This is a genomic window from Stutzerimonas stutzeri, assembly GCF_019090095.1.
GTDB lineage: Bacteria > Pseudomonadota > Gammaproteobacteria > Pseudomonadales > Pseudomonadaceae > Stutzerimonas > Stutzerimonas stutzeri_AN.
Window position 1 is genome coordinate 111,357 of sequence record NZ_JAGQFP010000003.1, and the last position, 25,237, is coordinate 136,593.

A 25,237-nucleotide genomic window follows, 5' to 3' on the forward strand; every position below is an offset into this window, starting at 1 on the left:
TATTCGAAAACCTGAAAAAACGCCTTGATCATCAGTCGATACCCAGCTCGGCCCAGAGTTCGTCGACCCGTTGCTTGACGGCCGGATCCTGCACAATGGCACGGCCCCATTCGCGACTGGTCTCGCCCGGCCACTTATGGGTCGCGTCGAGGCCCATCTTGCTACCCAGACCGGAAATCGGCGAAGCGAAATCCAGGTAGTCGATCGGCGTGTTCTCGATCATTACCGTATCGCGCTTGGGGTCCATGCGCGTGGTGATCGCCCAGATCACATCGTTCCAGTCACGTGCATTGATGTCGTCGTCGGTAACGATCACGAACTTGGTATACATGAACTGGCGCAAAAAGCTCCAGACACCCAGCATCACCCGCTTGGCGTGGCCGGGATACTGCTTCTTCATGGTGACCACCGCCATACGGTAGGAACAGCCCTCCGGTGGCAGGTAGAAGTCAGTGATCTCGGGGAACTGCTTCTGCAGGATCGGCACGAAGACTTCGTTCAGCGCGACACCGAGGATCGCTGGCTCATCCGGCGGACGCCCGGTGTAGGTGCTGTGGTAGATCGGACTCTTGCGGTGGGTGATTCGCTCGACGGTGAACACCGGGAAACGGTCCACCTCGTTGTAGTAGCCGGTGTGGTCGCCGTATGGGCCCTCGTCAGCCATCTCGCCGGGATGGATGTGCCCTTCGAGAACGATCTCGGCATAGGCCGGCACCTGCAGCTCGGAGCCGATGGCCTTGACCAGCTCGGTACGCGAGCCGCGCAGCAGGCCGGCGAAGGCGTACTCGGAGAGCGTATCGGGCACCGGCGTGACCGCACCGAGGATCGTCGCCGGATCGGCACCCAGCGCCACGGCGACCGGATAGGGCCGGTCCGGGTACTTCTCGCACCACTCGCGGAAATCCAGCGCTCCGCCGCGGTGGCTCAGCCAGCGCATGATGACCTTGTTACGGCCGATCACCTGCTGACGGTAGATGCCGAGGTTCTGCCGTTCCTTGTTCGGCCCCTTGGTGATGGTCAGGCCCCAGGTGATCAGCGGCGCGGCGTCCCCCGGCCAGCAGTGCTGCACGGGAATCTTCGCCAGGTCGACATCGTCGCCCTCGAGGATCACTTCCTGGCACGGCGCGTCCTTGAGTACCTTCGGCGCCATGCTGATGACCTTCTTGTAGATCGGCAGCTTGCTCCAGGCGTCCTTCAGCCCTTTCGGAGGCTCGGGCTCTTTGAGGAACGCCAGCAGCTTGCCGATCTCGCGCAGCTCGGAAACGTCTTCGGCGCCCATACCCAAGGCGACCCGCTTGGGCGTGCCAAACAGGTTGCCGAGCACCGGCATGTCGAAGCCGGTCGGATTGTCGAACAGCAGCGCCGGCCCCTGCTTGCGCAGGGTTCGGTCGCAGATTTCGGTCATTTCCAGAACCGGAGAGACGGCGGTGGAGATGCGCTTGAGCTCACCGCATTGTTCCAGGCCGCTGATAAAGTCGCGCAGATCGCGATACTGCATGCTTGAGCCTCGTAGGGGCCGGCAGGTTGGGGCTGCAAAGTGTAGCCTCGAGATCGGTGAATCCAAAACCTGCAGACAGACAAAGGCCGGGTTTCCCCGGCCTTGGCGATAACAACCAGACGCTTACTTGCGCTTCATCGACATGAAGAATTCGTCGTTGGTCTTGGTGTCCTTGAGCTTGTCGAGCAGGAACTCGATGGCCGCCGTTTCATCCATCGGGTGCAGCAGCTTGCGCAGGATCCAGATGCGCTGCAGCTCCTCCTCGCTGGTCAGCAGCTCTTCGCGGCGAGTACCCGAACGGTTGATGTTGATCGCCGGGAAGACCCGCTTCTCGGCGATGCGTCGATCGAGTTGCAGCTCGAGGTTGCCGGTGCCCTTGAATTCTTCGTAGATCACCTCGTCCATCTTCGAGCCGGTTTCCACCAGCGCGGTGGCGAGGATGGTCAGGCTGCCGCCCTCTTCGATGTTGCGCGCCGCACCGAAGAAGCGCTTGGGCTTTTCCAGGGCGTGGGCGTCGACACCACCGGTGAGCACCTTGCCAGAGCTCGGGATCACCGTGTTGTAGGCGCGCGCCAGACGAGTGATGGAGTCGAGCAGGATGACCACGTCCTTCTTGTGCTCGACCAGGCGCTTGGCCTTCTCGATCACCATTTCGGCAACCTGCACGTGGCGGGTCGGCGGCTCGTCGAAGGTGGAGGCAACCACTTCACCGCGCACGGTGCGCTGCATTTCGGTCACTTCTTCCGGACGCTCGTCGATCAAGAGGACGATCAGGTGGCACTCGGGATTGTTACGCGTGATGTTGCTGGCGATGTTCTGCAGCATGATCGTCTTGCCCGCTTTCGGCGGTGCGACGATCAGGCCGCGCTGGCCTTTGCCGATCGGGGCACAGAGGTCGATCACCCGGCCGGTCAGGTCTTCGGTGGAGCCGTTGCCGGCTTCCATCGTCAGACGCTGATTGGGGAACAGCGGCGTCAGGTTTTCAAAGAGGATCTTGCTCTTGGCGTTTTCCGGACGGTCGAAATTGATCGTGTCGACCTTGAGCAGGGCGAAATAGCGCTCGCCTTCCTTCGGTGGACGGATCTTGCCGACGATGGTGTCACCGGTACGCAGGTTGAAGCGACGAATCTGGCTCGGCGAGACATAGATGTCGTCGGGGCCGGCGAGATAGGAAGAATCCGCGGAGCGCAGGAAGCCGAAGCCGTCTTGCAGAATCTCCAGCACGCCATCACCGGAGATTTCCTCACCGCTTTTCGCGTGCTTTTTCAGCAAGGAGAAAATCACATCCTGCTTGCGCGAACGGGCCATGTTGTCGATGCCCATCTGTTCGGCCATTTCCAGCAGTTCGGTGATGGGCTTTTGCTTAAGTTCGGTCAGATTCATAGAGAGAGTCAGAAGGGGTGAAGAAAGCGATTAGCTTGAGAAGCCGCGCAGCAAGGGACGAACAGGTTCGTTGTGCTTTATGAGGCGGAAGTGCGTCGGCGACGGCATGCAGAGGGCGACGGAGAAGCGTCGCGAGGCCGAATTTAGCACCACGCAGGCGAAGCGTCCAGCCTGCGTACAGAAAAAAGCCCCCGCATTTGCGAGGGCTTTGTGTCACGGGCTGCCGGTCAGATATTGCTGTCCAGGAACGCAGCCAGCTGCGACTTGGACAGTGCTCCGACCTTGGTGGCTTCGACGTTGCCGTTCTTGAACAGCATCAGTGTCGGGATACCACGCACGCCGTACTTCGGCGGGGTTTCCTGGTTCTCGTCGATGTTCAGCTTGCAGACCTTGAGCTTGCCTTCGTAATCCTTGGCGATCTCATCGAGTACCGGAGCGATCATCTTGCAGGGGCCGCACCACTCGGCCCAGTAATCGACCAGCACGGGACCGTCCGCCTGGAGCACGTCCTGCTCGAAGCTGCTGTCGCTGACATTGTTGATGTATTCGCTCATGGATGTTCTCCAGGGTCAAAACCGAAAGTGACGCCATCATAGCCCGGCTTGGGACGGACCGAAAGCCGCAGGCCGTCGCTCGGGCTTTCACCCGGAACGAGCCAGCCAGCGCCCGGCGGCTCGCGACAAGATGGCGCTGCCCGGCGCCTGCGCGTTGGCGGATGCGGACGATCATGTCAGGATGTCGGTGTTTTGCACAGAGACCGTCCCATGCGCCCACCCGCCACCGAATCCATGCCGATGATCGCCGCTATCGATCTTGGCTCGAACAGCTTTCACATGGTCCTGGCCCGCACCAGCAACGGCGAGATGCGCATTCTCGAACGGCTCGGCGAAAAGGTTCAGCTCGCTGCCGGCATCGATGAAAACCGGATGCTCGATGAAGCAGCCATGCAGCGTGGGCTCGACTGCCTGCGCCGCTTCGCTCAGTTGGTCAATCATCTGCCACAGGGGGCGGTGCGGGTGGTGGGCACCAACGCCTTGCGCGAGGCGCGCAACCGGGCGCATTTCATACGCCAGGCCGAAAGCATCATCGACCATCAGGTGGAAGTCATCTCCGGCCGGGAGGAAGCACGGCTGATCTACCTGGGCGTCTCGCATACCTTTCCCTCGTCGACGGGCAAGCGCCTGGTGGTCGATATCGGGGGCGGCAGCAGCGAGTTCATCATCGGCGAAGGCTTCGATTCGTTATTGCGCGAAAGCCTGCAGATGGGCTGCGTCAGCTTCACCCAGCGCTTCTTCCGCGACGGCAAGATCACGGCGGCACGCTACGCCCAGGCCTATACGGCAGCCCGCCTGGAGCTGATGAGCATCGAGCACGGCTTGCGCCGGCTCGGCTGGCAGGACGCGGTAGGCGCTTCGGGCACCATCCGCGCCGTCGGGCTGGCGATCAAGGGTGCCGGAATGGGCAATGGCGAAGTCAGCGCCGAAGGTATCGGCTGGCTCAAGCGCAAATTGTTCAAACTGGGTGACGTCGACAAGCTGGACATGGACGGGATCAAGCCAGACCGCCGCGGCATATTCCCCGCGGGTCTGGCCATTCTCGAGGCGATTTTCGACTCCCTGGAACTCACCCGCATGGCGCACTCGGAAGGGGCACTACGCGAGGGCGTGCTTTACGACCTGATCGGTCGGCATCACCACGAAGACATCCGCGACCGGACCCTGAGCTTCCTCATGGAGCGCTACCACGTCGACACCGAGCAGGCGGCACGGGTCGAAAGCAAGGCGCTGGAAGCCTTCGACCAGGTCTCAGCCGACTGGGGGCTGGATGAGGATTGGCTGCGTGAACTGCTGGGCTGGGCCGCCCGGGTGCACGAGGTCGGTCTGGACATCGCCCACTACCATTACCACAAGCACGGCGCCTACCTGATCGAGCATTCCGACCTGCCCGGTTTCTCCCGTCAGGATCAGCAGATGCTGGCGCTGCTGGTGCGTGGTCACCGTCGCAACATACCCAAGCAGAAATTCGAGGAGCTGAGCGAGGACGGCGTCAAGCTGACACAGCTGTGCGTGCTGCTGCGCTTCGCCATTCTCTTTCATCACATTCGCGGGCCGCAGCAGGCACCGGAATTCACTCTCAAGGCCGGCGACAACAGCCTGGATGTCGCCTTTCCCGAAGGCTGGCTGGCCAACAACTCGCTGACCCAGGCCGATTTCGCGCTGGAAGCGGATTGGCTCAAGCGGATCGACTTCACCCTGACCGTACGGTGAAGCGGCGCGGCGGCCCGAAGGCCAGCCGCCGTACCGTACCTCAACGAGCAGTCGGGCTACCGAGCCGCTCCAGCAAGGCGTTCTGCACGTTGCGCGGGTTCTGGTTGCCGCTCGGGCTGTTGCGCAAGTAGCTGCCATCCGGCTGCAGCACCCAGCTCTGGGTGTTGTCGGTCAAGAAGCCTTCGAGTTCCTTTTTCACCCGTGTCACCAGCTTCTTGCCTTCGACCGGAAAGCAGGTCTCGACCCGACGATCCAGATTGCGCTCCATCCAGTCGGCACTCGACAGGTAGAGCTTCTCGTCGCCGCCATTGAGGAAATAGAACACGCGACTGTGCTCGAGGAAGCGACCGATGATCGAGCGCACCTGGATATTGTGCGATACGCCGACGATACCCGGTCGCAAGCAGCACATCCCACGCACGATCAAATCGATGCGCACGCCGGTCTGGCTGGCCTTGTACAGGGCGCGAATCATCTTCGCGTCAGTGAGCGAGTTGACCTTGAGAATGATGTGCGCCGGCTTGCCTTCGCTGGCCTGCTGCGTCTCCTGGGCGATCATGTCGAGCAGGGCCTTCTTCAGGGTGAAGGGCGCATGCAAGAGCTTTTTCATGCGCATGGTCTTGCCCATGCCGATGAGCTGACTGAACAGCTTGGACACGTCTTCGCACAGGGCATCGTCGGATGTCAGCAGGCTGTAGTCGGTGTACAGCCTGGCGTTACCCGCATGGTAGTTGCCGGTGCCCAGGTGCGCGTAGCGCCGCAGCTCGCCGTTTTCGCGGCGCAGGATCAGCATCATCTTGGCGTGGGTCTTGTAGCCGACCACGCCGTAGATCACCACCGCGCCGGCCTGCTGCAGGCGACTGGCGAGTTGCAGGTTGGATTCTTCGTCGAACCGCGCCCGCAGCTCGATCACCGCGGTGACTTCCTTGCCGTTGCGCGCCGCCTCGACCAGGGCGTCGACGATCTCCGAGTTGGCACCGGAACGGTACAGCGTCTGCTTGACCGCCAGCACGCAGGGGTCCTTCGCCGCTTCACGCAGCAGATCCACCACCGGGGTGAACGACTCGTATGGATGCAGCAGCAGGATGTCCTGCTTGCCCACCACGTTGAAGATGTTCTCGCTGTTCTGCAGCAGCTTGGGAATCGCCGGCGTGAACGGCGTGTATTGCAGCTCAGGGTGGCTATCCAGCCCGGTGACACTGAACAACCGGGTCAGGTTGACCGGGCCGTTGACCCGGTACAGCTCGCTCTCGCTCAGGCTGAACTGCTTGAGCAGGAAGTCGGCGAGGTGCTTGGGACAGGTATCGACGACCTCCAGGCGCACCGCATCGCCGTAGCGCCGCGAAATCAATTCGCCGCGCAGCGCTCGCGCCAGGTCTTCGACGTCCTCGGTGTCCACCGAAAGGTCGGCGTTGCGTGTCAGCCGGAACTGGTAGCAACCCTTGACCTTCATGCCATGGAACAGATCGTCGGCATGGGCGTGGATCATCGACGAGAGGAACACGTAGTTGGCCCCTGGCCCGCCTACGTCTTCCGGGATGCGGATGATGCGCGGCAGCAGCCGCGGCGCGGGGATGATAGCCAGGCCGGAGTCACGGCCGAAGGCGTCGACCCCTTCGAGCTCGACGATGAAGTTGAGGCTCTTGTTGACCAGCAAGGGAAACGGATGGGTCGGATCCAGACCGATCGGGGTGATGATCGGCGCGATTTCGTCACGGAAGTAGCGCCGCACCCAGGTCTTGAGCTTGGCCGTCCAGTAACGGCGGCGAATGAACCGCACCTGGTGCTTGGCCAGCTCCGGCAGCAGGATCTCGTTGAGGATCGAGTACTGCCGGCTGACCTGTTCGTGCACCAGCTCGGAAATCCGCGCCAGCGCCTGGTGCGGTTGCAGGCCGTCGGCCCCCGCCTGCTCACGCGCGAAAGTGACCTGCTTCTTCAAGCCCGCGACACGGATCTCGAAGAACTCGTCGAGATTGCTGGAAAAGATCAGCAGGAACTTGAGGCGCTCGAGCAATGGGTAGGACTCGTCCAGCGCCTGCTCCAGCACGCGGATGTTGAATTGCAGCTGCGACAGCTCGCGGTGGATATACAGGCTGTTGTCGTCCAGGTTAGGCGGAGGGGGCGGCGGGGCCGGCGCCTCTTCGACCTTCTCCACCTCGGGCGCTGGCGGCGCCGGCTGCTCGAGGGTTGCCTCGACATTTGCCAGCTGCAATTCGCTTTCGCTGAGTCCCTGATTGGTCATCGATCTGCCTCGATAGGGCTCATCGCCCCTGTTTCAATTGTTGTGCCGCCTGTTTGGCGAAATAGGTAAGGATGCCATCGGCGCCTGCGCGCTTGAAGGCGGTCAGCGATTCGAGGATCACCGCCTCGCTCAGCCAGCCGTTCTGGATGGCTGCCATATGCATCGCGTACTCGCCACTGACCTGATAGACGAACGTCGGCACGCGAAAGGCATCCTTGACGCGCCAGAGAATATCCAGGTACGGCATCCCCGGTTTGACCATGACCATATCGGCGCCCTCGGACAGGTCTGCGCCGACTTCGTGCAAGGCCTCGTCGCCGTTGGCCGGATCCATCTGATAGGTATTCTTGCTGCCCTTGCCCAGGTTCGCCGCCGAACCTACGGCATCACGGAACGGACCATAGTAGGCGCTGGCGTATTTCGCCGAGTACGCCATGATCCGTACGTTGTGATGATCGGCCACCTCGAGCGCCTCGCGAATCGCCTGGATGCGGCCATCCATCATGTCCGAAGGCGCAACGACCTGCGCCCCGGCCTCGGCGTGGGACAGCGCCTGGCGCACCAGCGCGTCGACCGTGACATCGTTCTGCACATAACCGTGCTCATCGAGGATGCCGTCCTGGCCATGGGTGGTGAACGGGTCTAACGCGACGTCGGTAATGACGCCCAGCTCGGGAAAGCGCTCGCGCAGGGCGCGCGTAGCACGCTGCGCGATGCCGTCCGGATTCCAGGCTTCGGCTGCATCCAGCGACTTCTTCTCCAGCGGCGTGACGGGGAACAGCGCCAGCGCAGGAATTCCCAGCGCCACCCACTCCTCGGCCTCTTGCAGCAGCAGATCGATCGACAACCGTTCCACGCCCGGCATCGACGGCACCTGTTCGCGGCGATTCTGTCCATCGAGGACGAATACCGGCAGGATCAGGTCATCGACGGTCAGCAGGTTTTCACGCACCAGCCGGCGTGAAAACTCGTCGCGGCGATTACGGCGCAGGCGAGTGGCGGGAAACAACCGATTGGCAGGAACGAAACTCACAGCGAACTCCTGGCCCGCAGTACGGGCGAATATGACGTTTATAAGCCGACTTCGTGACCGAATGATGACAGCCTTGGCCGCATCGGCCACTGATGGCTGTCATTGTCACCACCCGGGACGGGCACTGCCAGTGCTTTGATCGCTCAACGTGCAAGACCAAGCGGCCGGCCCTACGTCGCGGCACCTGAACACCTGTCCCGATGACGCATCCAACCCTACAGGCGCAGGCTTACCTTGCACCGCGCCAGGGATTAGCATCGAAGACCTTCGCCCGGCGTATTGGCCGAGCCGCTGAAATCTGACCAGGAGTACCCCTTATGAACAAAAAGGTCGCCGTGATTCTTTCCGGCTGTGGCGTTTATGACGGATCGGAAATCTACGAGACAGTGATCACCCTGCTGCGTCTGGATCAGCGTGGCGCCAAGGTCCAGTGCTTTGCGCCGAACATGGAGCAACGGCACGTGATCAATCACCTGACCGGTGCGCAGATGCCGGAGCAACGCAACGTACTGATCGAATCGGCCCGCCTGGTACGCGGCGAGATCAAGGACCTGCGTGAAGCCGATGTCGAGGCGTTCGATGCGCTGATCATGCCCGGCGGTTTCGGCGCGGCGAAGAACCTGTCCGACTTCGCGCTGCAAGGCGCGGCCTGTACCGTTCTACCGGAGGTGCTGTCCGTCGCGCAGGCCTTCGCCAAGGCAGGCAAGCCAATCGGCATGATGTGTATCGCGCCGACCATGGCGGCGCAGATCTTCGGCCCCGGCGTGGCCTGCACCCTGGGCAACGATGACGACCCGGCAGCCGCCGCCTCGAGAGAGATGGGAATCGAACACCATGCCTGCGAGGTCAGCGAGATCGTCGAGGATTCCCGACACAAACTGGTGACCACGCCGGCCTACATGCTGGCGCAATCGATCAGCGAGGCGGCGTCAGGCATCTACAAGCTGGTCGATCGGGTATTGGAGCTTACCCACCCGTAACCACGCACAGCCATGAACAGATCCCGGGCCCAGGCTCGGGATTTTCGCTACAGGCTGGGGCTATACGGCCAATCGTACCGGCGCTCCTGCCGCGCCACTGGTCAACTCGGCCCGGCTCCGGCAGCGTTAGGCGATCTGCCAGGAAGCCCGCCCATGCCTCACGCCGAAACCGACCGCATCGAAGCGCAACACCAGGCCGTGCGCCAGCTCTTCGAGCGCATCCCGTTCAACGAATATCTGGGCATCGAACTCGACGAGGTGTCGCGCGAGCGTGTCGTCATGCATCTGCCGATGAAGCCCGAGCTGGTCGGCAACTTCTACCACGGCATCCTGCACGGCGGCGTGATCGCCTCGCTGCTCGATGTCGTTGGCGGCGCCACGGCCATGATCGGCGCCTTCGAAAAACATCAGCACCTGAGCGCCGAGGAGCGCGCCCTGCGCCTCTCGCGCCTGGGCACCATCGACCTGCGCATCGACTACCTTCGACCGGGACGCGGCCAGCGCTTCAGCGCCAGCGCGACGCTGCTGCGTTCCGGCAACAAGGTCGCGGTAGTACGCTCGGAGTTGCACAACGAGGAGAACGTGCTGATCGCGGTGGGCACCGGCACCTACCTCTGCGGCTAGCTGGCGGCCCAACCCGAGCGACGGCTGACTATTGAGCTCGGATGCGCAGCAGTTGTGTCAGCAGGCGATCCAGCGCATTGGCGAACGCCTGGCGCTCACGTTCCCCGTAGGCCGCCTGGCCGCCACCGACCTGCCCCTGCTCACGCAGATCGGTGAACAGATTGCGCACCGCCAGACGCTCGCCCATGTTGCGCTCATCGAACTCGCGCCCGCGCGGGTCGAGCGCAGCCACACCCTTCTTGACCAGACGGTCGGCCAACGGCACATCGCTGCAGATCACCAGCTCGCCAGGCTGGGCGTGCTCGACCAGGTAATCATCCGCCGCATCCGGGCCACTCGGCACAACGATCAGACGGACACAGGCGAACGCCGGCTTGACCTGAGTTTGCCCAGCCACCAGCAGCACCTCGAACTTGCGCTTGAGGGCAAACTTGATCAGCTGCTCTTTCGCCGCCTTCGGGCACGCATCGGCATCGACCCACACCCGCAAGGGTTGGCTCGTATTCATACCACCGCCCGCCGCACCGTCGCCAACAAGGCCGCGGCGCCAGCGAACATGGCCGCGAAGCTTCGATTGACCAGGCGCTGCTGACGTGGCGTGCGGAGCAGCCGCAACACCTTGGCTGCCAGACCGGTATAGCCCGCCATGACGATGAGATCCACCGCCACCATCGTGGCACCCATGTGCAGGTACTGCATCACCAGGTCTCGCTGCGGATCGAGGAATTGCGGCAGCACCGCGAGAATGAACACGATGGCTTTCGGGTTGCTGGCATTGACCAGAAAGCCGCGAAGCACCAAGGTCAGCGGCCGACCGATCGGCCTTGGCCCTGCGCTGTCGTCGAGCATCGACGGTACCGCTTGCCATTGCTTCAGCGCGAGCCACAGCAGATAGGCCACACCGAACCATTTGATCAGGCTGAACGCCAGCGATGATGTCGCCAGTATCGCGCCGACGCCTGCCGCCACCACCGCAATCTGCAGCGCCAGCGCCACCTGCAGGCCGATGGCATTCCAGTAACCGCGCCAGAAGCCGTACTGCAGCCCGCATGACATCGAAGCGATCGCGCCGGCACCCGGCGACAGGCTGATGACCCAACAGGCGATGAAGAAGGCACGCCAAGTATCGAGCGTCATGGTTGATCCTCATTGCCATCGATCGGCTGCGCCGAGCAGACGCAGCCCTTTATAGCTCTCAGTCCGGCATGTCCTTGCCGAGCTTCACCGGCTCTTTCAGTTTGCGATTCATCGCCTTGCGCATGCGAATGTTGAGCGCTTCGACTGCTAGAGAGAAGGCCATGGCGAAGTACACGTATCCCTTGGGCACATGAGCGCCAAAGGCTTCGGCAACCAGCAGGGTACCCACGACGATGAGGAACGACAACGCGAGAATCTTCAGCGTCGGATGCTTCTCGATGAAGTCGCTGATGGTGCCGGCCGCCAACATCATCACTCCAACGGCGATGACGATCGCGGCGACCATAACTTGTACGTTGTCCACCAGCCCCACCGCGGTAATCACCGAGTCCAGCGAGAAGACGATATCGATTACCGCGATCTGCAGGATAATGCCGACGAAGCCAGCCCTTACCGCACCGCCAGTGGTACCGTCCTGCGTTTCTTCGCCTTCGACGCTGTGCCAAATTTCCATGGTGCTTTTGAACAAAAGAAACAAGCCACCGAAGAAAAGAATCAGGTCGCGCCCGGATACGCCTTGCTCGAATACCGTAAACAGGTCATTGGTCAGGCGCATTACCCAGGCAATCGACAACAGCAACAGAATCCGTGTACCCATCGCCAGGGCAAGCCCGAAGAAGCGCGCCTTAGGCTGCTGTTCCTTAGGTAAACGGCCGACCAGAATGGAAATAAAGATGATGTTGTCGATACCGAGGACGATTTCCAGGGCAGTCAGGGTCAGAAACGCGACCCAGATTTCCGGGCTGGTAAGCCATTCCATGAGTGCTACTCGTGTTTGCTGTGATTGGAGGGTTGGATGTCTGTCCCACGCCAGCGGCGCATGACCTTCTGAAAGAACAAGCTATTTGGCACCTGAACGATCGCACCAGTTCCGCTCTCGGAGATTTCCTCCAGCGTGGTGTACAGCAGGTTAATGTCGACGACCCGACCCTTGACGATGGGTTTGTCGGAGCTCTCCACCAACTCCACCAGATCACCCACGCGAAAAGGCCCGACGGTCAGGATCAGCACTGCGCAGAGCAGATTGGACAGCACGCTCCAGATGGCGAAGAAGGCCACCGCCGCGACCGCAACGAAACCGGAGAAGGCGGTCCAGAGCACCGCGGCCGAGACGCCGAAACGCTCGAGCACCATGATCAGCGCGCCGCCAATGATCAGCCAGCGAAAGCCGCCCCGGAGCGGCAGGAGCAATTCAGGCGGCAGCGGGTAGCGCTGGCCGAGCCGGCCCAGCCCGCGCACCACCAACCGTTGCAGCATGAACGCGGTGAGCAGGATCAACACCACCTGCAGCGCGACCAGCAACGGATCGCGCCATTGCTGGGCGAGCAACAGCAGCTGTTCGGTCATGCGCTTGCCTCGAGCTGGGCCTGCAAGGTTTCCAGGGCTTCCAGCGCCTCCAGCCAGGACTCTTCCAGGGCGGCTTCGCGCACCTTGAGTTCGGCCTGGCGGGTCAGCAGCTCACGCAGCTCATCCTTGCGTGCGGCCTCATACAGCGCAGCATCGCCAAGACGCTGCTCCAGCGCGGCCAGCTGTTCCTGCACGCGGGCCAGTTCCTGCTCGAGCTTGTCCGCCTGACGCTTGAGCGGCGCCAGCTGCTGGCGCAACGCGGCGGCGGCTTGCCGCAGGGCGCGCTTGTCGGTCTTGTCGGCAGACGATTCGCTGGTACTGGTCGGTTGCTGGCGGGCGCGGTAATCGACCAGCCACCGCGCATAGTCCTCGAGGTCGCCGTCGAAGGCGACCACGCGTCCGTCGGCCACCAGCAGAAACTCGTCGGTGGTGCTCTTGAGCAGATGACGATCGTGCGAGACCACCATCACCGCCCCCTCGAAGTCCTGCAAAGCCAGCGTCAGCGCCAGCCGCATCTCCAGATCCAGATGGTTGGTCGGCTCGTCGAGCAGCAGCAGGTTGGGTTTGCCCCAGGCGATCAATGCCAGGGCCAACCGTGCCTTTTCGCCACCGGAAAAGCGTAGAACCGGCTCGTCGCAGCGATCACCGCGAAAATCGAAACCGCCGAGGAAATCGCGCAGCACCTGTTCGCGCTCGCCGGGCGCAATGCGCTGCAGATGCAGCAGCGGGCTAGCCTTGGCGTCCAGCGCATCGAGCTGGTGCTGGGCAAAATAGCCGATCACCAGGTTTTCACCACGCTGCAGTCGGCCGCCCAAGGGTTGCAGCTCGTTGGCCAGTGTCTTGATCAGGGTCGACTTGCCGGCTCCGTTGGGGCCGAGCAACCCGATCCGGGCGCCCGGCACCAGCTGCAGCTTGACCTTGTCCAGTACCCGCTTGTTGGCATAGCCCAGGCTGCCCTCGGCCAGATCCAGCAAGGGGCTGGAGACCTTGTCCGCCTCGCGAAACGCGAAGTCGAACGGCGAATCGATGTGCGCCGGCGCCAGCTCTTCGAGTCGCTCCAGCGCCTTGATTCGGCTCTGCGCCTGGCGCGCCTTGGTGGCCTTCGCCTTGAAGCGGCGAATGAAGTCCTCCATGTGGGCACGCTGTGCCTGCTGCTTCTCGAACGCCTGTTGCTGCTGGGCCAGGCGCTCGGCACGTGCCCGCTCGAACGCCGAATAGCCGCCGCGATAGAGCGTCAGCTTGCGCTGCTCGACGTGCACCACGTGGCCAACCACCTCGTCGAGAAAATCGCGGTCGTGGGAGATCAGCATCAGGGTGCCTGGATAGCCCTTGAGCCAGGCCTCCAGCCAGAGAATCGCGTCCAGGTCGAGGTGGTTGGTGGGCTCATCGAGCAACAACAGATCCGAAGGGCACATCAGCGCCTGGGCCAGGTTCAGGCGCATCCGCCAGCCGCCGGAAAAGCTGGATACCGGCAGATCCATTTGCTCGTTGGCAAAGCCCAGACCGGCGAGCAGCTTGCGCGCACGCGCATCGGCGGTGTAGCCGTCAGCGTTATCCAGCTCGACATGCAAACGCGCCAGCGCCGTGCCGTCGTGCGCAGCCTCGGCAGCATGCAGCGCCGCCTGGACGCGACGAAGCTCGGCATCGCCATCGAGCACGTAGTCGACCGCCAGGCGATCGAGGGCATCGACCTCCTGACGCATGTGGGCGATTCGCCAATCCGGCGGTATCTGGCAGTCGCCGCCGTCCGGCGTGAATTCGCCGAGCAGCAGCGCGAACAGGCTGGATTTCCCAGCGCCATTGGCACCTACCAGCCCGACTTTCTGGCCGGGGTGCAGGGTCAGCTCGGCGCCTTCCAGCAGACGCTGGGGACCGCGCTGTAGAGTGAGATTCTGAAGTCGGATCATAATGGCGGCGGAGTTTATCAGGTCGCTTGGAAATCCATCCGGCCGCCGACGAAAAAAACCGACGCCCATGACCGATGATGACCTGTGGAGCTTTGCCCTCGCCTGCTACGCCCAGCCTGGCGTGGAGGACGCCTGCCTCGAACTGCAAGCCGCGGGCGCCGACGTCTGCCTGCTGCTGACGGCGGCCTGGCTGGAGCACCGCCACGCACCCTGTAACGAGGAGAGGCTCGAACGACTGACGAGCATCAGTACCGATTGGCAAGCCCTGGTCGTGACGCCGCTGCGCACCCTGCGCCAGCGTTGGCGACTGCAAGCCGCTACCGACGACGCGCTGGCCAATTTGCGCATGCAAGTCAAACAGCTGGAACTGGACGCCGAGCGGGTGCAGCTCCAGCGTCTAGCGTCCGTCGCACAGCACTGGCTGGCCGGCAGCGGATCATCCAACTGGCTGGAGCCGCTGTGTTCCGGCCTGACCGGCGAGACGCGCGCGGCGGTGCAAAGGCTCCGCCACGCGGCACGGGTTCAGCCAGCGGCCGGGGATGATTGATCGGCGGTTTTACGCTTGCTTGCAGCTGGCTTCTTCGCAGCTGCTGGTTTCGCGGCCGCAGCGGTTGGCGCGGCCTTGCTAGCGGCCCCGGCTGGGCGACGGCGAGCAGCATTCGGCGCCTTGGCTACAGGTGCTTTCGCTTCGGCAGGCTTGGCCTCAGCGCTACCGGAATCGTTCTTCGCGGCGGGTTTGGCCCGCCCGTTGACCGAACGGGAAGCCGGAGCGGCCTTGCTGACAGCAGGCCTGGTGCCGGTGGCCGCCGCGCTGGAGGCCGGTTTACGGGGAGCCGCCTTACCCGCGGCAGGCTTACTGCGAGACGCCAGCGCCTGCGCGGCGGCATTTTCCACCTGGGTGATGCCTTGGGCCAGCTTCAGGCTCTGCTCTGCGTCACGCTTCAATTCGGCCAGATAGCTCAGCGTGTCACTCTGTCTCGCCTGCAGCACGGCGAGCATGTCATCCAGCTCGGCCAGCTTGGCGCGCGCCTTGGTTTGGGCTTTCGATTTACCGGCAGCGCCTGCATCGTCGAGTTTGGCGCGCGCCTTGATGATCTTCTCCTGCGTCCTGCCACGCTGTTTTTCCAGCTTGGCCAACAGCACTTCTGCGTCCTTCTGCGCCTCGTTGCAAGCCTTCTGCAGATGCGAGACCAGACTCTGGGACAGCTGCTGCAACAGGTGCAGGGGAGTAGTAACCGAGGTTTTCTTGGCCGGCATGAAATGCCTCCTGGCGGATTGGATGCAGCCCGGGTGGGCTTGCACGGGCCCACCACCAGCATGGCAGTCCCGTGTCAGGCGTGTCGTGTCGATCAGGCAGTCGCAGCAGCCTGCTTGTGCGCCGTGTGGAGGACCTCGATCAGGCAATCCTCGAGTTCGAAACGCTCATGCAGCAGCCGCCCCAGATGCTTGAGCTCGTCTGGCAGCCCTGGGCTGTTCAGGCAGTCGCCATTGTCGCAACGATCATTGAAGGCCACCGCCACTTGGGTGATCGCTTCGATGCGCGGATAAATCTGACGGGCCAGGTCGAGGCCGCGCTCATCACCGAATGCCTCGGCTTCGTTGAGCAGCTGCTCGTAGATTTCGAAATGCCCGGCCGAGACGTAGTCGAGCAGGATTTCACAGAATTTCTGCAAGGCGGAGCGACTCGCGGTAGCGTCGCTGACATGCAGCCCATCGAATGCGTTGATCAATGCATGGCGTTCTTGCAGCCAGCGGTCGATCAGCAGGTGCACACCGCCCCAGCGTTCCTGGGCGTTTCGACAGCTCTCGAGCATGATGACCTCACTTCCCTAATCGATGATGCCTGTTTCGCCTTCCTAGACGTTTTGTCTTGGGATATCGGCCTTGGGTGAGTGGCAGCAACGGCGCGAATACCGACGCTGCCAGAGCAGACTAAGCTGCGGCGATCGAAGCATCAAGCAGTGCGAGCGAAATTGCCCATGCGACCCCGTGCCGCCGCTTCGTTCTGGATCATTGACCACCAACCGCGGGGATCATTCGTTCACCCGGACAAAATGCCTCAATCACGGCGCAGCAGTTGCCATACGCAGAACACCGCCATGGCAATGAACGCGAGCAAGGTCCACTCCGGAATGCTCATGCCCAGCAGCGTCCAGCTGACTTCGGCACACTCGGCCGTGCCGTGCAGTACGAGCCGCGCGATTTCCTGAAACGGCAACGCGTCCATCATGTATTCGAGACTTGGCAGGCAACTGGGCAATTGATCGGCCGGCATGTTCTGCAGCCAGATCTGCCGTAAGGCCGTGCCACCGCCGGCAAGGGCAAACAACAGCGCCAGCACCGAATAGACACGGCGACCGAGCTTGTGCGGCCCATGCAGCGCGGCGACCAGACAGACCAGGCCGAAGCCGATCACGCAGATGCGCTGAACGATACACAGCGGACAAGGCGCCAGCCCAACGACATGCTCGAGGTACAGCGCCGCGGCCATCATCAGCACGCAGCCGATGAAAGCCAGAAGAAACAGCGAACGAGGGCTGGCGAGGTTCATGGTGACTCCGCAGAGAGGAAAAGTTCGCTACGGTAGTGCTGCGCGCGATGGGCTGCAAGCCATACGCAAGATCGCGGCGGGCGCTACGGGATGGGCGTCACGTCCCGTAGCGCCCGGTTCGCTAGGCGTTGCTGACCACCGGCAGCGGCTGGCTGCTGGAGTGATCGAGCAGCCCCAGCCCTTCCTGGAAGAGCCGGTTGCTGCGCTCCTTGTCGCCCAGCTGCGACAGCAGACGCGCCAGCTCCGCGCAGGTCTCGGCCCGGTGTTCTTGCCTCAGGCTGGCCTCCAGATAGTCGCGCGACTTGCCCCAGAACTCGTTGCGCAGGCTCAGGCGGCCAAGCGCAAGCAGCAATTGCGCGTTGTCGGGATGGGCCTTCAACCAGCTCTCTGCGTTCGCCAGCTGACGCGCCGGCTCTCGCCCGCGCACGCGGCCATACCGCTCAATCAGGCGATCGTCGAACTGGCGTTTGAGCGCGGCATATAGAACCTCCTCGGCTTTGTCCTCCGCGCCCGAGCGTCCCAGACCATCGGCATAGGCGCGTACCAGCAGCGGCTCGCTGCGCAACTTGCTTGGCACGGTCTGCCAGCATTGCTGCAACGCTTGCTGCGCATCGTCACGGGTGGCCGCCTGCTCCAGGGCAGCGGTCCAGGCCAGCAGTTCGAGCTCGTCCAGCCGCGCCGGCGGCAGCACCCGGTGCTTGCGCAACTCCGGCAACAGCCGACACAGAGCCGGCCAGTCCTGCAACTGGACGTAGAGCTGTTGCAGCAGGGTCAGTACGTAGGGGTGACGCGGATGCTCGTTATGCAACGCCAGCAGCGACTCGCGGGCCTCGACGTACTGGCCGCGCGCGATCTGCAACTGGGCCTGTGTCAGGCCAACCGCCAGGCCGGCTTCAGGCTCGCGCTCGCGTGCCTTGCGCAGCAACTCGTCACTTTGCTCGTACTCCCCCAGCTCGCTGGCCGCCCGTGCGGCTCCGAGGTAATGCACCAGTGGCTGACGATCGTGTTCCGCAGCGGTACGCAGATGACCCAGGGCCTGGCTCCACTGCCCTTCGGCCAGCTCGCGCAGGCCCGACCGTGAGGCCTTCGCCACACGCCTCGCGCGGTGACGCCGCGACCAGGGGTTGACCAACGCGCCGGAGGCCTGCAGCACACCCAGCAACCGGTGAACCAGCATGCTCAATAGCCAGAGGACGGCGATCAGCCCAAGGAAAATCCAGAAACTGGACTCGTAGCGAAAGCGGTCATAACTGATCAGGACATAACCGGCGTCCTGGTAGATGGCCCAGCCAACAAAGCCGACGACCGCCAGCAGCAGGACAATGACAATGGCCAATCGCTTCATGTGCGCAGCCCCTCTTCGGTGGCGGGCTCGGCCTCAGCCGGCTGCTCGGCCTTGTCCGCCGGTTCAGCCTGGTCCGCCGGCTCACCACGTTGCCCATCGCCAGCGTCGGCAGGCGCACCGTCATCGGCGGATTCACGCTTCTGCACGTAGCTCTGCATGGCTTGCAGGGCGGGCGTCAGGTCCGGCAGCGTCACGGAAACTTCCCGCTTCGCGAGCTGTTCGATGCGATCGCGCAGGCCGCGGCTCTGGCCGTTCTCTTCGCTGAAGTGGTCCTCGATCAGGCGAGCGGCCTGGTCGAGCGACTGCCGGTAGACCTCCTGATTGCCGTTGAGCACGGCCCATTGCGCTTGCTCGATGGCCAACGACAGGGCCAGCCGCACCTGAGCGAGGCTTTGGCCGGCAAGCAGGGGTTTGACGTCGTTGCCGGCATTGAAGTCGATACGCACGTAGCGGGTCAGCTCGTTCAGCCAATGGCGCCAGCGGCTTTCGCCCTGTGCTTCCGGCTGGCCCGGGCCGTTCTGGAACTCCGGTGCCAGACCGTTGAGCTGATTGGCCTGACCGCGCAGCGCGCCCAGCTGCAGAAACAACCCGGTCCGATCCAGCTCCGGCAAGCTGCGCAACGCCTCGAGGCCTTCGAGCAGTTTCTGTCGGGCACCGTAGGCGCTCGGGTCATCCTGCTTGCGCAGTATCAGGTCGGCTTCGACAAGCAGCGATTTCGCGCTGTTAACGTCCTGCATGGCAGACAGACGCAGCATCGCCATCCGCAAGAGATGCTCGGCCTCGGCCAGCCGCCACTGCTCGCGGCTGGCGCCCAGCACCTGCTCGACGCGCCCGGCGAGACGTTGCTGGTCGCTCTGCAGTTCCGACAGCAGACGCCGACGATCTTCCAGCTGTTCGGCCGAGGGCAACTGCTCCAGACGGCCAAGGCGGTTGGCCAGTTCCTGGCTGCGCTGGTCCAACTGCCGTGCCTGCTCGCGTGTCGCCTGCGTCGACTCGAGCTGCTGGCGCTCCTGCTCGGTCAGTTGCTGGGTTTGCCAAACGCTGTATCCGCTTGCCGCCAGCCCAGCCAGGCCAACCAGCAGCGCCAGCCCGGCCAACCCCTTGCCGCCGCTGCGCGGCGCAGCCGTGGCGGCGGCGGGCGATGCTTTCGGCGGTGGCATCTTCGGTGGCTCTTTCGGACCTTTCGGCTCTTTCGGGTCTTGCGCAGAGCCTGGTTTGATCGGCTGTTGCGGGCCGACGGTATCGCTACCCTTGGGGTGCTGCGCTGCGTTATCGGAATCTACTTCGCTCACGTTTCCATCCTTTGCGTCAGGAGGCGGGCTCGGGATACTCCCGTAAAGCCGCCAGCAACGCCGCGGCTCCGGCACCGCGACAGTCCACTATTATTTTGGCGCCCAGGGTCGCGGCCATCTCGGCCACCCGGGGGCTGGGTACAAACAAGGGTAGTTCACACACCGCCGGCCAGTCGGGTCCAGCCAACTCATGCAATGACTGCAAACCCTGCCCACTGCTGACCACCACCGCGTTCAGCCGTTCCGAGCGTAGCGTGTCGGTCAAGGTCCCGGACGGGTACTGGGGCAAATGACGACGATACAGCGCCAGGCTGTCGACCCGAACGCCGCGTTGGCGAAGCGTCTCGACGATCAGCTCGCGCCCGCCTTCGCCACGCAGCAGCAATACCCTGGGCGCCGCGACGGTGAGGGCCTCGGCGAGGCGTGGCAAAGCCAGCAGCGCCTCGCTATCGTCGCCCGCGGCGGGCCAGCTGACATCCAGACCGTGGTTTTTCAGAATCAATCCGGTCGCGGCGCCCACGCTGAACCAGGCCTGGCCGGGGGGAGCCTGCAACCGGTAACGCGCGAGCAACGCCAGCCCCAGCCTGGCAGCGGGCTTGCTGACCACTATCACCGCACAGTAACGGTGCAACTTCAGCAGGATGGCGCGCTGCTCGGCTGTTTCAGCAAGCGGTTCGATGGCCAGCAATGGCAGGCTGGCGCTGTGGACTCCCCGCTCGGCAAGCGCCGCCGCCAGAGCCCCACACTCTTCAGCGGGGCGCGTCAGCAGCAGACGCCAGCCACTCACGCCTTGCCGGCCTCGCCATAGACGTCTTGCAGAATTCTGGCGGCGCCCTGCGCCAGCAACGCGTCCGCCACGCGCACACCGAGCGCCTCTGCATCGCTGGCCGGGGCACGGTCATCGGCACGCAGCAACAGCGACCCATCAGGCTGTCCGACCAGGCCGCGCAACCACAGCTGGTCGCCCTCGAGCACTGCGTAGCAGGCGATGGGCACCTGGCAGCCACCGTTCAGGTGACGGTTCAATGCCCGCTCGGCAGTGACCCGGACGGCGGTGTGCGGATCGTTCATGCACTGCAGCAATTGATGCAACTCGGTGTCGCCGGTCCGGCACTCGATACCGACGGCGCCCTGCCCGCCCGCCGGCAGGCTGTCTTCGACGCTGATGCTCGAGCGGATGCGCTCGCCGAACCCGAGCCGGATCAATCCGGCGGCGGCAAGGATGATCGCGTCATAGTCACCCGCGTCGAGCTTGGCGAGACGGGTGTTGACGTTTCCACGCAGGAACTGGATTTTCAAATCCGGACGACGCGCCAGGAGCTGGGCCTGACGGCGCAGGCTGGAGGTGCCGACCACCGATCCGGCCGGCAATGCATCGAGCGTTGGGTAATGGTTGGAGACGAACGCATCGCGCGGATCTTCCCGCTCACAGATGCAATACAGACCGAGCCCTTCGGGGAACTCCATCGGCACGTCCTTCATGGAATGCACGGCGATGTCCGCTTCGTTTTCCATGAGCGCGGTTTCCAGCTCCTTGACGAACAACCCTTTGCCGCCGATTTTCGCCAGTGGCGCATCCAGCAGCTTGTCGCCACGGCTGACCATCGGCACCAGGCTGACGGTCACATCGGGATGGGCGGCCTCAAGGCGCGCCTTGACGTACTCGGCCTGCCACAGGGCCAGGGCACTTTTGCGGGTGGCGATGCGAATTTCGCGGGACATGAGCAAATCCAGACAAATGAACTGCCGGCGATGATAACAGGCCAGGCACCGCGACCGGGTTGGCGCTAATCAAGGGAAACGCGACCTGCTGACGCAGCGCTCGGCTGGACACGGCGCCAATATCGGCGGCGCCGATCAGTGCCGGACGCCGCTTACAGGCTCTGCATCAACTTGCGCACCCCGGCGACATGCCGCCGGCTCACGGTCAGCGGTTCGCCTTCAAGTCCCTTGAGGAACAGCTGGAAATGCCCCAGCGGCGTGCGCTGCAACCGCTCGATGCGGTCGCGATACACCAGTGCGTTGCGATGAATACGCACGAAACGGTCGCCGAATTCGTCTTCCAGTGCCTTGAGCGGCTCGTCCAGCAGCACTTCGCCGCCCTCGTGACGCAGGGTGACGTACTTGTGGTCGGCGATGAAATAGATCACCTGGGGCAGTGGAATCAGCTCGATGCCCTTGCGAGTCCGGGCGCTGATATGGCTGCGCGGCCCGGTCCCTGACACCGCGGCCGGCCGGGTCAGCGCCGCAAGCTGGACGCGGTTGGGCCGCTCGGCCTTCTTCAACGCCTCGGCCAGATGCTCGGGACGCACTGGCTTGACCAGGTAGCCCACCGCACTGACCTGGAAGGCATCCAGGGCGAATTCATCGTGCGCCGTGCAGAAGATCACAGCCGGCGGGGCATCGCGTTCGCACAGCTTGGCGGCGACCTGGAGACCATCGAGACCTGGCATACGGATATCCAGCAACACGATATCGGGACGCTGTTCCTCGATCAGGGACAACGCCTCCTCACCGTTGGAGGCGGAAGGTTCCAGGACACGATAGCCGTCAAGATCACCTACCAGTCGGCTGAGGCGCTCGCGGGCTAGAGGTTCGTCATCGACAATCAGCACATTCATATGGTTCTGGCTTCCTGCTTTTGTGTCGCACACGGATAGCGTAGACAGGTGTAGTAACGGGCGTTATGCCGCTTCACGCTGAGACTCGCTGCGGGACCGAAAAGTGCCGTTAATCGTGCGTCTATATTGTGCAGAGCCTGCTGGGTGCCCCGTGGTGAAAGGGTTTGAGCGTTTTCATCGAAAGGGTTGCTGACCTCCAGATGAAACACGCCATCGGCATAATGCGCCGCCACGCTGATCACCCCGCCATCGATTCGCGGCTGGATTCCGTGAATAAGCGCATTTTCCAGCAAGGGCTGCAAGGTCAGCTGAGGAATCGGCAGATCATCCGGGACATCTTCGACCTGCCACTCGACCCGTAGCCGCTCGCCTAGCCGGTACTGCTCGATCGACAAGTAGCGACGCGACAGGTCCAGTTCATCACGCCAGGGCACCAGGCTACCGGGCCGCGCCAGGCTGGCGCGAAACAGATCGGACAGGTCCAGTACCGCTTGCTCGGCCTTGACCGGGTCGGTCACCACCAGACTGGCGATGCTGTTCAGGCTGTTGAACAGAAAATGCGGGCGAATCCGTGCCTGCAGCGACTCGATGCGGGCCTTCAACTCCGCCTGCTCCTGGCGGCGCCACTGGCTCTGCAGATAGAAATAGCGCAGCAGCAGTCCGGACATGATCAGGCTGATCAGCGCATGTCGCAGATACAGATTGACCTCGCCGACCCGCGTCAGGGGCCCGCCCAGCTGGTAGATATCGGCCACCGCGGTGCAGGCCAGCGTCAGTCCGACCACCATCGCGCAACACACCAAGCCGGCCAGCCATGGCCGCAGCCGTGCCAGCAGCGGACGCAACTGGCACGTCAGCCCGGCCGAGAGCAGCATCACCCACTGGACGAACAAGGACGTCAGCGCCAGACGCATCCAGTTGAACCCGGGCTGCATCGGCTCGGCCAAGACCAGTACCAGCACCAGCAACTCGGCAAGCAGCACCAGACCCAGCAGCGCCTCCGGCTGGCACAACTCCGGCACGAAGAAGTCGTCGGCGGGCGCCACGGGTGATGTGCGGTTGAGCGTTTCTCTTGGCATGGTTCGACTGGCGCGCCCCCGATGGATGACCGGATACATTCAGGCGCACGCGATGCGCCTAAAGCCGCCAGTCTATCGGTTCCACGTCGGCCCGAGATGAGCATTGCTCGCCACTTCGACGCCCATCTGCGCAAAGGCGCGTTTCGACGCTGGTCGTCCTGATGGCAGACCGACTCCGAACCAAGCCGAGCATCCGAGAGGCGCGACAACGAGCGCGGCCAGCCGAGAGATAACCGCCCTTGTCGTCGTTGAGTGCGGACATGCCCGGATGGCGACAGACCTCGTGCAGGGGCGCGGACGGCGGACGCAAGCCTGTTATTATCCGCGTTTCCATGTCCATCCGATTTCTGCGAGCGCATTCATGAGCACCGACAAGACCAACCAGTCCTGGGGCGGCCGTTTCAGCGAGCCCGTCGACGCCTTCGTCGCCCGATTCACCGCCTCCGTCGAGTTCGACAAGCGCCTCTACCGCCACGACATCATGGGCTCGATTGCCCACGCCACCATGCTGGAAAAGGCCGGCGTGCTGAGCGCCGATGAGCGCGACCAGATTATCGCCAACCTGAAGGACATCCAGAGCGAAATCGAGGCCGGCACCTTCGACTGGCGCGTCGATCTGGAAGATGTGCACATGAACATCGAGGCGCGTCTGACCGACCGCATCGGCGTGACCGGCAAGAAGTTGCACACCGGCCGCTCGCGCAACGACCAGGTGGCCACCGACATCCGCCTGTGGCTGCGCGACGAGATCGACACCATCCTCGGCGAAATTACCCGTCTGCAGCAGGGCCTGCTGGGTCTCGCCGAGGCCGAAGCCGACACCATCATGCCCGGCTTCACCCACCTGCAAACTGCCCAGCCCGTGACCTTCGGTCATCACCTCCTGGCCTGGTTCGAGATGCTCAGCCGCGACTACGAGCGCCTGGTCGACTGCCGCAAGCGCACCAACCGCATGCCGCTGGGCTCGGCCGCGCTGGCCGGCACGACTTACCCAATCCAGCGGGAAATCACTTGCGAATTGTTGGGTTTCGAAGCGATCTCCGGCAACTCGCTGGACGGCGTTTCGGATCGCGACTTTGCTATCGAATTCTGCGCCGCCGCCTCGGTGGCAATGATGCACCTGTCGCGCTTCTCCGAAGAGCTGGTGCTCTGGACCAGCGCGCAGTTCCAGTTCATCGACTTGCCGGACCGCTTCTGCACCGGCTCCTCGATCATGCCGCAAAAGAAGAACCCGGACGTGCCGGAACTGGTGCGCGGCAAGACCGGCCGCGTGTTCGGCGCCCTGAGCGGCCTGCTGGTGCTGATGAAAGGCCAGCCACTGGCTTACAACAAGGACAACCAGGAAGACAAGGAGCCGCTGTTCGACGCCGCCGACACCCTGCGCGACTCGCTGCGCGCCTTTGCCGACATGGTCCCCGCCATCAAGCCCAAGCGCGAAATCATGCGCGAAGCGGCGCTGCGCGGCTTCTCCACGGCGACCGATCTGGCTGACTACCTGGTACGCAAGGGCCTGCCGTTCCGCGACTGCCACGAAATCGTCGGCCATGCGGTGAAGTACGGCGTGCAGACCGGCAAGGACCTGGCCGAGATGAGCCTCGACGAGCTGCGCCAGTTCAGCGACCAGATCGGCGACGATGTCTTCGCCGTGCTGACCCTGGAAGGTTCGGTGAACGCCCGCGACCACATCGGCGGCACCGCTCCGGCGCAGGTACGCGCAGCTGTCCAGCGTGGGCGCGAGCTGCTGGCCCAGCGCTGACACCGTTTCGTCATCCGATCGTGTGGGAGCGGTCTCGACCGCGAAGGCGTGCAGAAACCTGTTCGCGGTCAAGACCGCTCCCACTACGGCACTGACACCACACCGGCGACCTCTT

The 25,237-nt window shown here is 63.4% G+C and carries 24 protein-coding genes; 5 read left to right on the forward strand and 19 right to left on the reverse strand.

All coding sequences use genetic code 11. The annotated features are described in order from the left end of the window. Positions 1–31 precede the first annotated feature (31 nt). The 3 genes from ubiD to trxA all read right to left on the reverse strand — a co-directional run bounded on the left by ubiD (position 32) and on the right by trxA (position 3,435). Positions 32–1,498, reverse strand: a complete 1,467-nt coding sequence (ubiD, locus tag KVO92_RS20330; protein WP_217477407.1) for a 4-hydroxy-3-polyprenylbenzoate decarboxylase — start codon at positions 1,496–1,498, stop codon at positions 32–34. A gap of 123 nt (positions 1,499–1,621) precedes the next feature. Continuing rightward, a complete protein-coding gene (gene rho / locus KVO92_RS20335) occupies positions 1,622–2,881 on the reverse strand; it encodes a transcription termination factor Rho (protein ID WP_217477408.1) in 1,260 nt (419 codons plus the stop codon). A 227-nt stretch (positions 2,882–3,108) separates the two neighbouring features. Beyond that, the gene (trxA, locus tag KVO92_RS20340; protein WP_021207111.1) at positions 3,109–3,435 is read right to left on the reverse strand and encodes a thioredoxin TrxA; all 327 of its coding nucleotides are present in this window, start codon (positions 3,433–3,435) and stop codon (positions 3,109–3,111) included. A 210-nt stretch (positions 3,436–3,645) separates the two neighbouring features. On the opposite strand from trxA, the gene ppx reads away from it, so the two are divergent. Continuing rightward, complete coding sequence (gene ppx / locus KVO92_RS20345; RefSeq protein ID WP_217477409.1) at positions 3,646–5,148, forward strand: exopolyphosphatase; 1,503 nt, start codon at positions 3,646–3,648, stop codon at positions 5,146–5,148. 40 nt (positions 5,149–5,188) lie between these two features. On the opposite strand, the gene ppk1 is transcribed toward ppx, so the two are convergent. Both ppk1 and hemB read right to left on the reverse strand, forming a co-directional pair. Beyond that, complete coding sequence (gene ppk1 / locus KVO92_RS20350; RefSeq protein ID WP_217477410.1) at positions 5,189–7,390, reverse strand: polyphosphate kinase 1; 2,202 nt, start codon at positions 7,388–7,390, stop codon at positions 5,189–5,191. Positions 7,391–7,409: 19 nt separating this feature from the next. Next, positions 7,410–8,423, reverse strand: a complete 1,014-nt coding sequence (gene hemB / locus KVO92_RS20355; RefSeq protein ID WP_217477411.1) for a porphobilinogen synthase — start codon at positions 8,421–8,423, stop codon at positions 7,410–7,412. 317 nt (positions 8,424–8,740) lie between these two features. Here hemB and elbB point away from each other — a divergent pair, with 317 nt between their 5' ends. Together elbB and KVO92_RS20365 are read left to right on the forward strand one after the other, a co-directional pair. Continuing rightward, positions 8,741–9,403: an isoprenoid biosynthesis glyoxalase ElbB gene (gene elbB, locus KVO92_RS20360; protein ID WP_217477412.1), complete on the forward strand. Its 663-nt coding sequence runs from the start codon at positions 8,741–8,743 to the stop codon at positions 9,401–9,403. Positions 9,404–9,556: 153 nt separating this feature from the next. Then, positions 9,557–10,027, forward strand: coding sequence for a thioesterase family protein (locus tag KVO92_RS20365; protein WP_217477413.1), 471 nt, complete (start codon positions 9,557–9,559; stop codon positions 10,025–10,027). 28 nt (positions 10,028–10,055) lie between these two features. Here the strand turns inward: KVO92_RS20365 and KVO92_RS20370 are convergent, their stop codons facing one another. The 5 genes from KVO92_RS20370 to KVO92_RS20390 are packed head-to-tail and all read right to left on the reverse strand — an operon-like array spanning position 10,056 to position 14,478. Further along, the gene (locus KVO92_RS20370) at positions 10,056–10,517 is read right to left on the reverse strand and encodes a YaiI/YqxD family protein (protein ID WP_217477615.1); all 462 of its coding nucleotides are present in this window, start codon (positions 10,515–10,517) and stop codon (positions 10,056–10,058) included. 14 nt (positions 10,518–10,531) lie between these two features. Further along, entirely contained in the window at positions 10,532–11,164 is a 633-nt protein-coding gene (locus tag KVO92_RS20375) for a LysE family transporter (RefSeq protein WP_217477414.1), read from the reverse strand. Positions 11,165–11,222: 58 nt separating this feature from the next. After that, positions 11,223–11,984 carry a TerC family protein gene (locus KVO92_RS20380; RefSeq protein WP_217477415.1) on the reverse strand — a complete coding sequence of 254 codons (762 nt, stop codon included), beginning with the start codon at positions 11,982–11,984 and terminating at the stop codon, positions 11,223–11,225. Positions 11,985–11,989: 5 nt separating this feature from the next. Continuing rightward, positions 11,990–12,571, reverse strand: a complete 582-nt coding sequence (locus tag KVO92_RS20385; protein WP_217477416.1) for a mechanosensitive ion channel family protein — start codon at positions 12,569–12,571, stop codon at positions 11,990–11,992. Further along, entirely contained in the window at positions 12,568–14,478 is a 1,911-nt protein-coding gene (locus tag KVO92_RS20390) for an ATP-binding cassette domain-containing protein (protein WP_217477417.1), read from the reverse strand. Before KVO92_RS20390 ends, KVO92_RS20385 begins: the two co-directional genes overlap by 4 nt. Positions 14,479–14,545: 67 nt before the next feature. Between KVO92_RS20390 and KVO92_RS20395 the strand changes: the two genes are divergently transcribed. Continuing rightward, entirely contained in the window at positions 14,546–15,025 is a 480-nt protein-coding gene (locus KVO92_RS20395; RefSeq protein WP_217477418.1) for a TIGR02444 family protein, read from the forward strand. On the opposite strand, the gene KVO92_RS20400 is transcribed toward KVO92_RS20395, so the two are convergent. From KVO92_RS20400 to KVO92_RS20440, 9 genes are all read right to left on the reverse strand, one after another. Then, positions 15,001–15,735, reverse strand: coding sequence for an AlgP family protein (locus KVO92_RS20400; RefSeq protein WP_217477419.1), 735 nt, complete (start codon positions 15,733–15,735; stop codon positions 15,001–15,003). The two genes, KVO92_RS20395 and KVO92_RS20400, sit on opposite strands and share 25 nt — an antisense overlap. Positions 15,736–15,827: 92 nt before the next feature. After that, the gene (gene rsd / locus KVO92_RS20405; protein ID WP_217477420.1) at positions 15,828–16,292 is read right to left on the reverse strand and encodes a sigma D regulator; all 465 of its coding nucleotides are present in this window, start codon (positions 16,290–16,292) and stop codon (positions 15,828–15,830) included. 245 nt (positions 16,293–16,537) lie between these two features. Beyond that, positions 16,538–17,029: a disulfide bond formation protein B gene (locus tag KVO92_RS20410; RefSeq protein WP_217477421.1), complete on the reverse strand. Its 492-nt coding sequence runs from the start codon at positions 17,027–17,029 to the stop codon at positions 16,538–16,540. 121 nt (positions 17,030–17,150) lie between these two features. Next, complete coding sequence (locus KVO92_RS20415; protein WP_217477422.1) at positions 17,151–18,374, reverse strand: heme biosynthesis HemY N-terminal domain-containing protein; 1,224 nt, start codon at positions 18,372–18,374, stop codon at positions 17,151–17,153. Further along, the gene (locus tag KVO92_RS20420; protein WP_423836248.1) at positions 18,371–19,666 is read right to left on the reverse strand and encodes a uroporphyrinogen-III C-methyltransferase; all 1,296 of its coding nucleotides are present in this window, start codon (positions 19,664–19,666) and stop codon (positions 18,371–18,373) included. Before KVO92_RS20420 ends, KVO92_RS20415 begins: the two co-directional genes overlap by 4 nt. Before the next feature lie 16 nt (positions 19,667–19,682). Further along, a complete protein-coding gene (locus tag KVO92_RS20425; protein ID WP_217477423.1) occupies positions 19,683–20,453 on the reverse strand; it encodes a uroporphyrinogen-III synthase in 771 nt (256 codons plus the stop codon). Next, positions 20,450–21,388 (reverse strand): hydroxymethylbilane synthase, encoded by a 939-nt coding sequence (gene hemC / locus KVO92_RS20430; protein ID WP_217477424.1) that lies wholly within the window; start codon positions 21,386–21,388, stop codon positions 20,450–20,452. Before hemC ends, KVO92_RS20425 begins: the two co-directional genes overlap by 4 nt. 152 nt (positions 21,389–21,540) lie before the next feature. Continuing rightward, on the reverse strand, positions 21,541–22,287 hold the full coding sequence (locus tag KVO92_RS20435) for a LytR/AlgR family response regulator transcription factor (protein WP_217477425.1): 747 nt from the start codon (positions 22,285–22,287) through the stop codon (positions 21,541–21,543). Further along, positions 22,284–23,366 carry a sensor histidine kinase gene (locus KVO92_RS20440; RefSeq protein ID WP_217477426.1) on the reverse strand — a complete coding sequence of 361 codons (1,083 nt, stop codon included), beginning with the start codon at positions 23,364–23,366 and terminating at the stop codon, positions 22,284–22,286. The genes KVO92_RS20435 and KVO92_RS20440 overlap by 4 nt, the downstream gene beginning before the upstream one ends. Positions 23,367–23,727: 361 nt before the next feature. On the opposite strand from KVO92_RS20440, the gene argH reads away from it, so the two are divergent. Continuing rightward, a complete protein-coding gene (gene argH / locus KVO92_RS20445; RefSeq protein WP_217477427.1) occupies positions 23,728–25,122 on the forward strand; it encodes an argininosuccinate lyase in 1,395 nt (464 codons plus the stop codon). Positions 25,123–25,237: the final 115 nt, after the last annotated feature.

Excerpts from the sequence above, each read along its gene's own strand:
- ppx (WP_217477409.1), top strand. The coding sequence starts at position 3,646 with ATGCGCCCACCCGCCACCGAATCCATGCCGATGATCGCCGCTATCGAT.
- rho (WP_217477408.1), bottom strand. The coding sequence starts at position 2,881 with ATGAATCTGACCGAACTTAAGCAAAAGCCCATCACCGAACTGCTGGAA.
- KVO92_RS20440 (WP_217477426.1), bottom strand. The coding sequence starts at position 23,366 with ATGCCAAGAGAAACGCTCAACCGCACATCACCCGTGGCGCCCGCCGAC.
- KVO92_RS20365 (WP_217477413.1), top strand. The coding sequence starts at position 9,557 with ATGCCTCACGCCGAAACCGACCGCATCGAAGCGCAACACCAGGCCGTG.
- rsd (WP_217477420.1), bottom strand. The coding sequence starts at position 16,292 with ATGCTCGAGAGCTGTCGAAACGCCCAGGAACGCTGGGGCGGTGTGCAC.
- KVO92_RS20385 (WP_217477416.1), bottom strand. The coding sequence starts at position 12,571 with ATGACCGAACAGCTGCTGTTGCTCGCCCAGCAATGGCGCGATCCGTTG.
- argH (WP_217477427.1), top strand. The coding sequence starts at position 23,728 with ATGAGCACCGACAAGACCAACCAGTCCTGGGGCGGCCGTTTCAGCGAG.
- ubiD (WP_217477407.1), bottom strand. The coding sequence starts at position 1,498 with ATGCAGTATCGCGATCTGCGCGACTTTATCAGCGGCCTGGAACAATGC.
- KVO92_RS20400 (WP_217477419.1), bottom strand. The coding sequence starts at position 15,735 with ATGCCGGCCAAGAAAACCTCGGTTACTACTCCCCTGCACCTGTTGCAG.
- elbB (WP_217477412.1), top strand. The coding sequence starts at position 8,741 with ATGAACAAAAAGGTCGCCGTGATTCTTTCCGGCTGTGGCGTTTATGAC.
- KVO92_RS20410 (WP_217477421.1), bottom strand. The coding sequence starts at position 17,029 with ATGAACCTCGCCAGCCCTCGTTCGCTGTTTCTTCTGGCTTTCATCGGC.
- KVO92_RS20395 (WP_217477418.1), top strand. The coding sequence starts at position 14,546 with ATGACCGATGATGACCTGTGGAGCTTTGCCCTCGCCTGCTACGCCCAG.
- KVO92_RS20390 (WP_217477417.1), bottom strand. The coding sequence starts at position 14,478 with ATGATCCGACTTCAGAATCTCACTCTACAGCGCGGTCCCCAGCGTCTG.
- KVO92_RS20380 (WP_217477415.1), bottom strand. The coding sequence starts at position 11,984 with ATGGAATGGCTTACCAGCCCGGAAATCTGGGTCGCGTTTCTGACCCTG.
- KVO92_RS20375 (WP_217477414.1), bottom strand. The coding sequence starts at position 11,164 with ATGACGCTCGATACTTGGCGTGCCTTCTTCATCGCCTGTTGGGTCATC.
- hemC (WP_217477424.1), bottom strand. The coding sequence starts at position 21,388 with ATGTCCCGCGAAATTCGCATCGCCACCCGCAAAAGTGCCCTGGCCCTG.
- KVO92_RS20415 (WP_217477422.1), bottom strand. The coding sequence starts at position 18,374 with ATGAAGCGATTGGCCATTGTCATTGTCCTGCTGCTGGCGGTCGTCGGC.
- ppk1 (WP_217477410.1), bottom strand. The coding sequence starts at position 7,390 with ATGACCAATCAGGGACTCAGCGAAAGCGAATTGCAGCTGGCAAATGTC.
- trxA (WP_021207111.1), bottom strand. The coding sequence starts at position 3,435 with ATGAGCGAATACATCAACAATGTCAGCGACAGCAGCTTCGAGCAGGAC.
- KVO92_RS20435 (WP_217477425.1), bottom strand. The coding sequence starts at position 22,287 with ATGAATGTGCTGATTGTCGATGACGAACCTCTAGCCCGCGAGCGCCTC.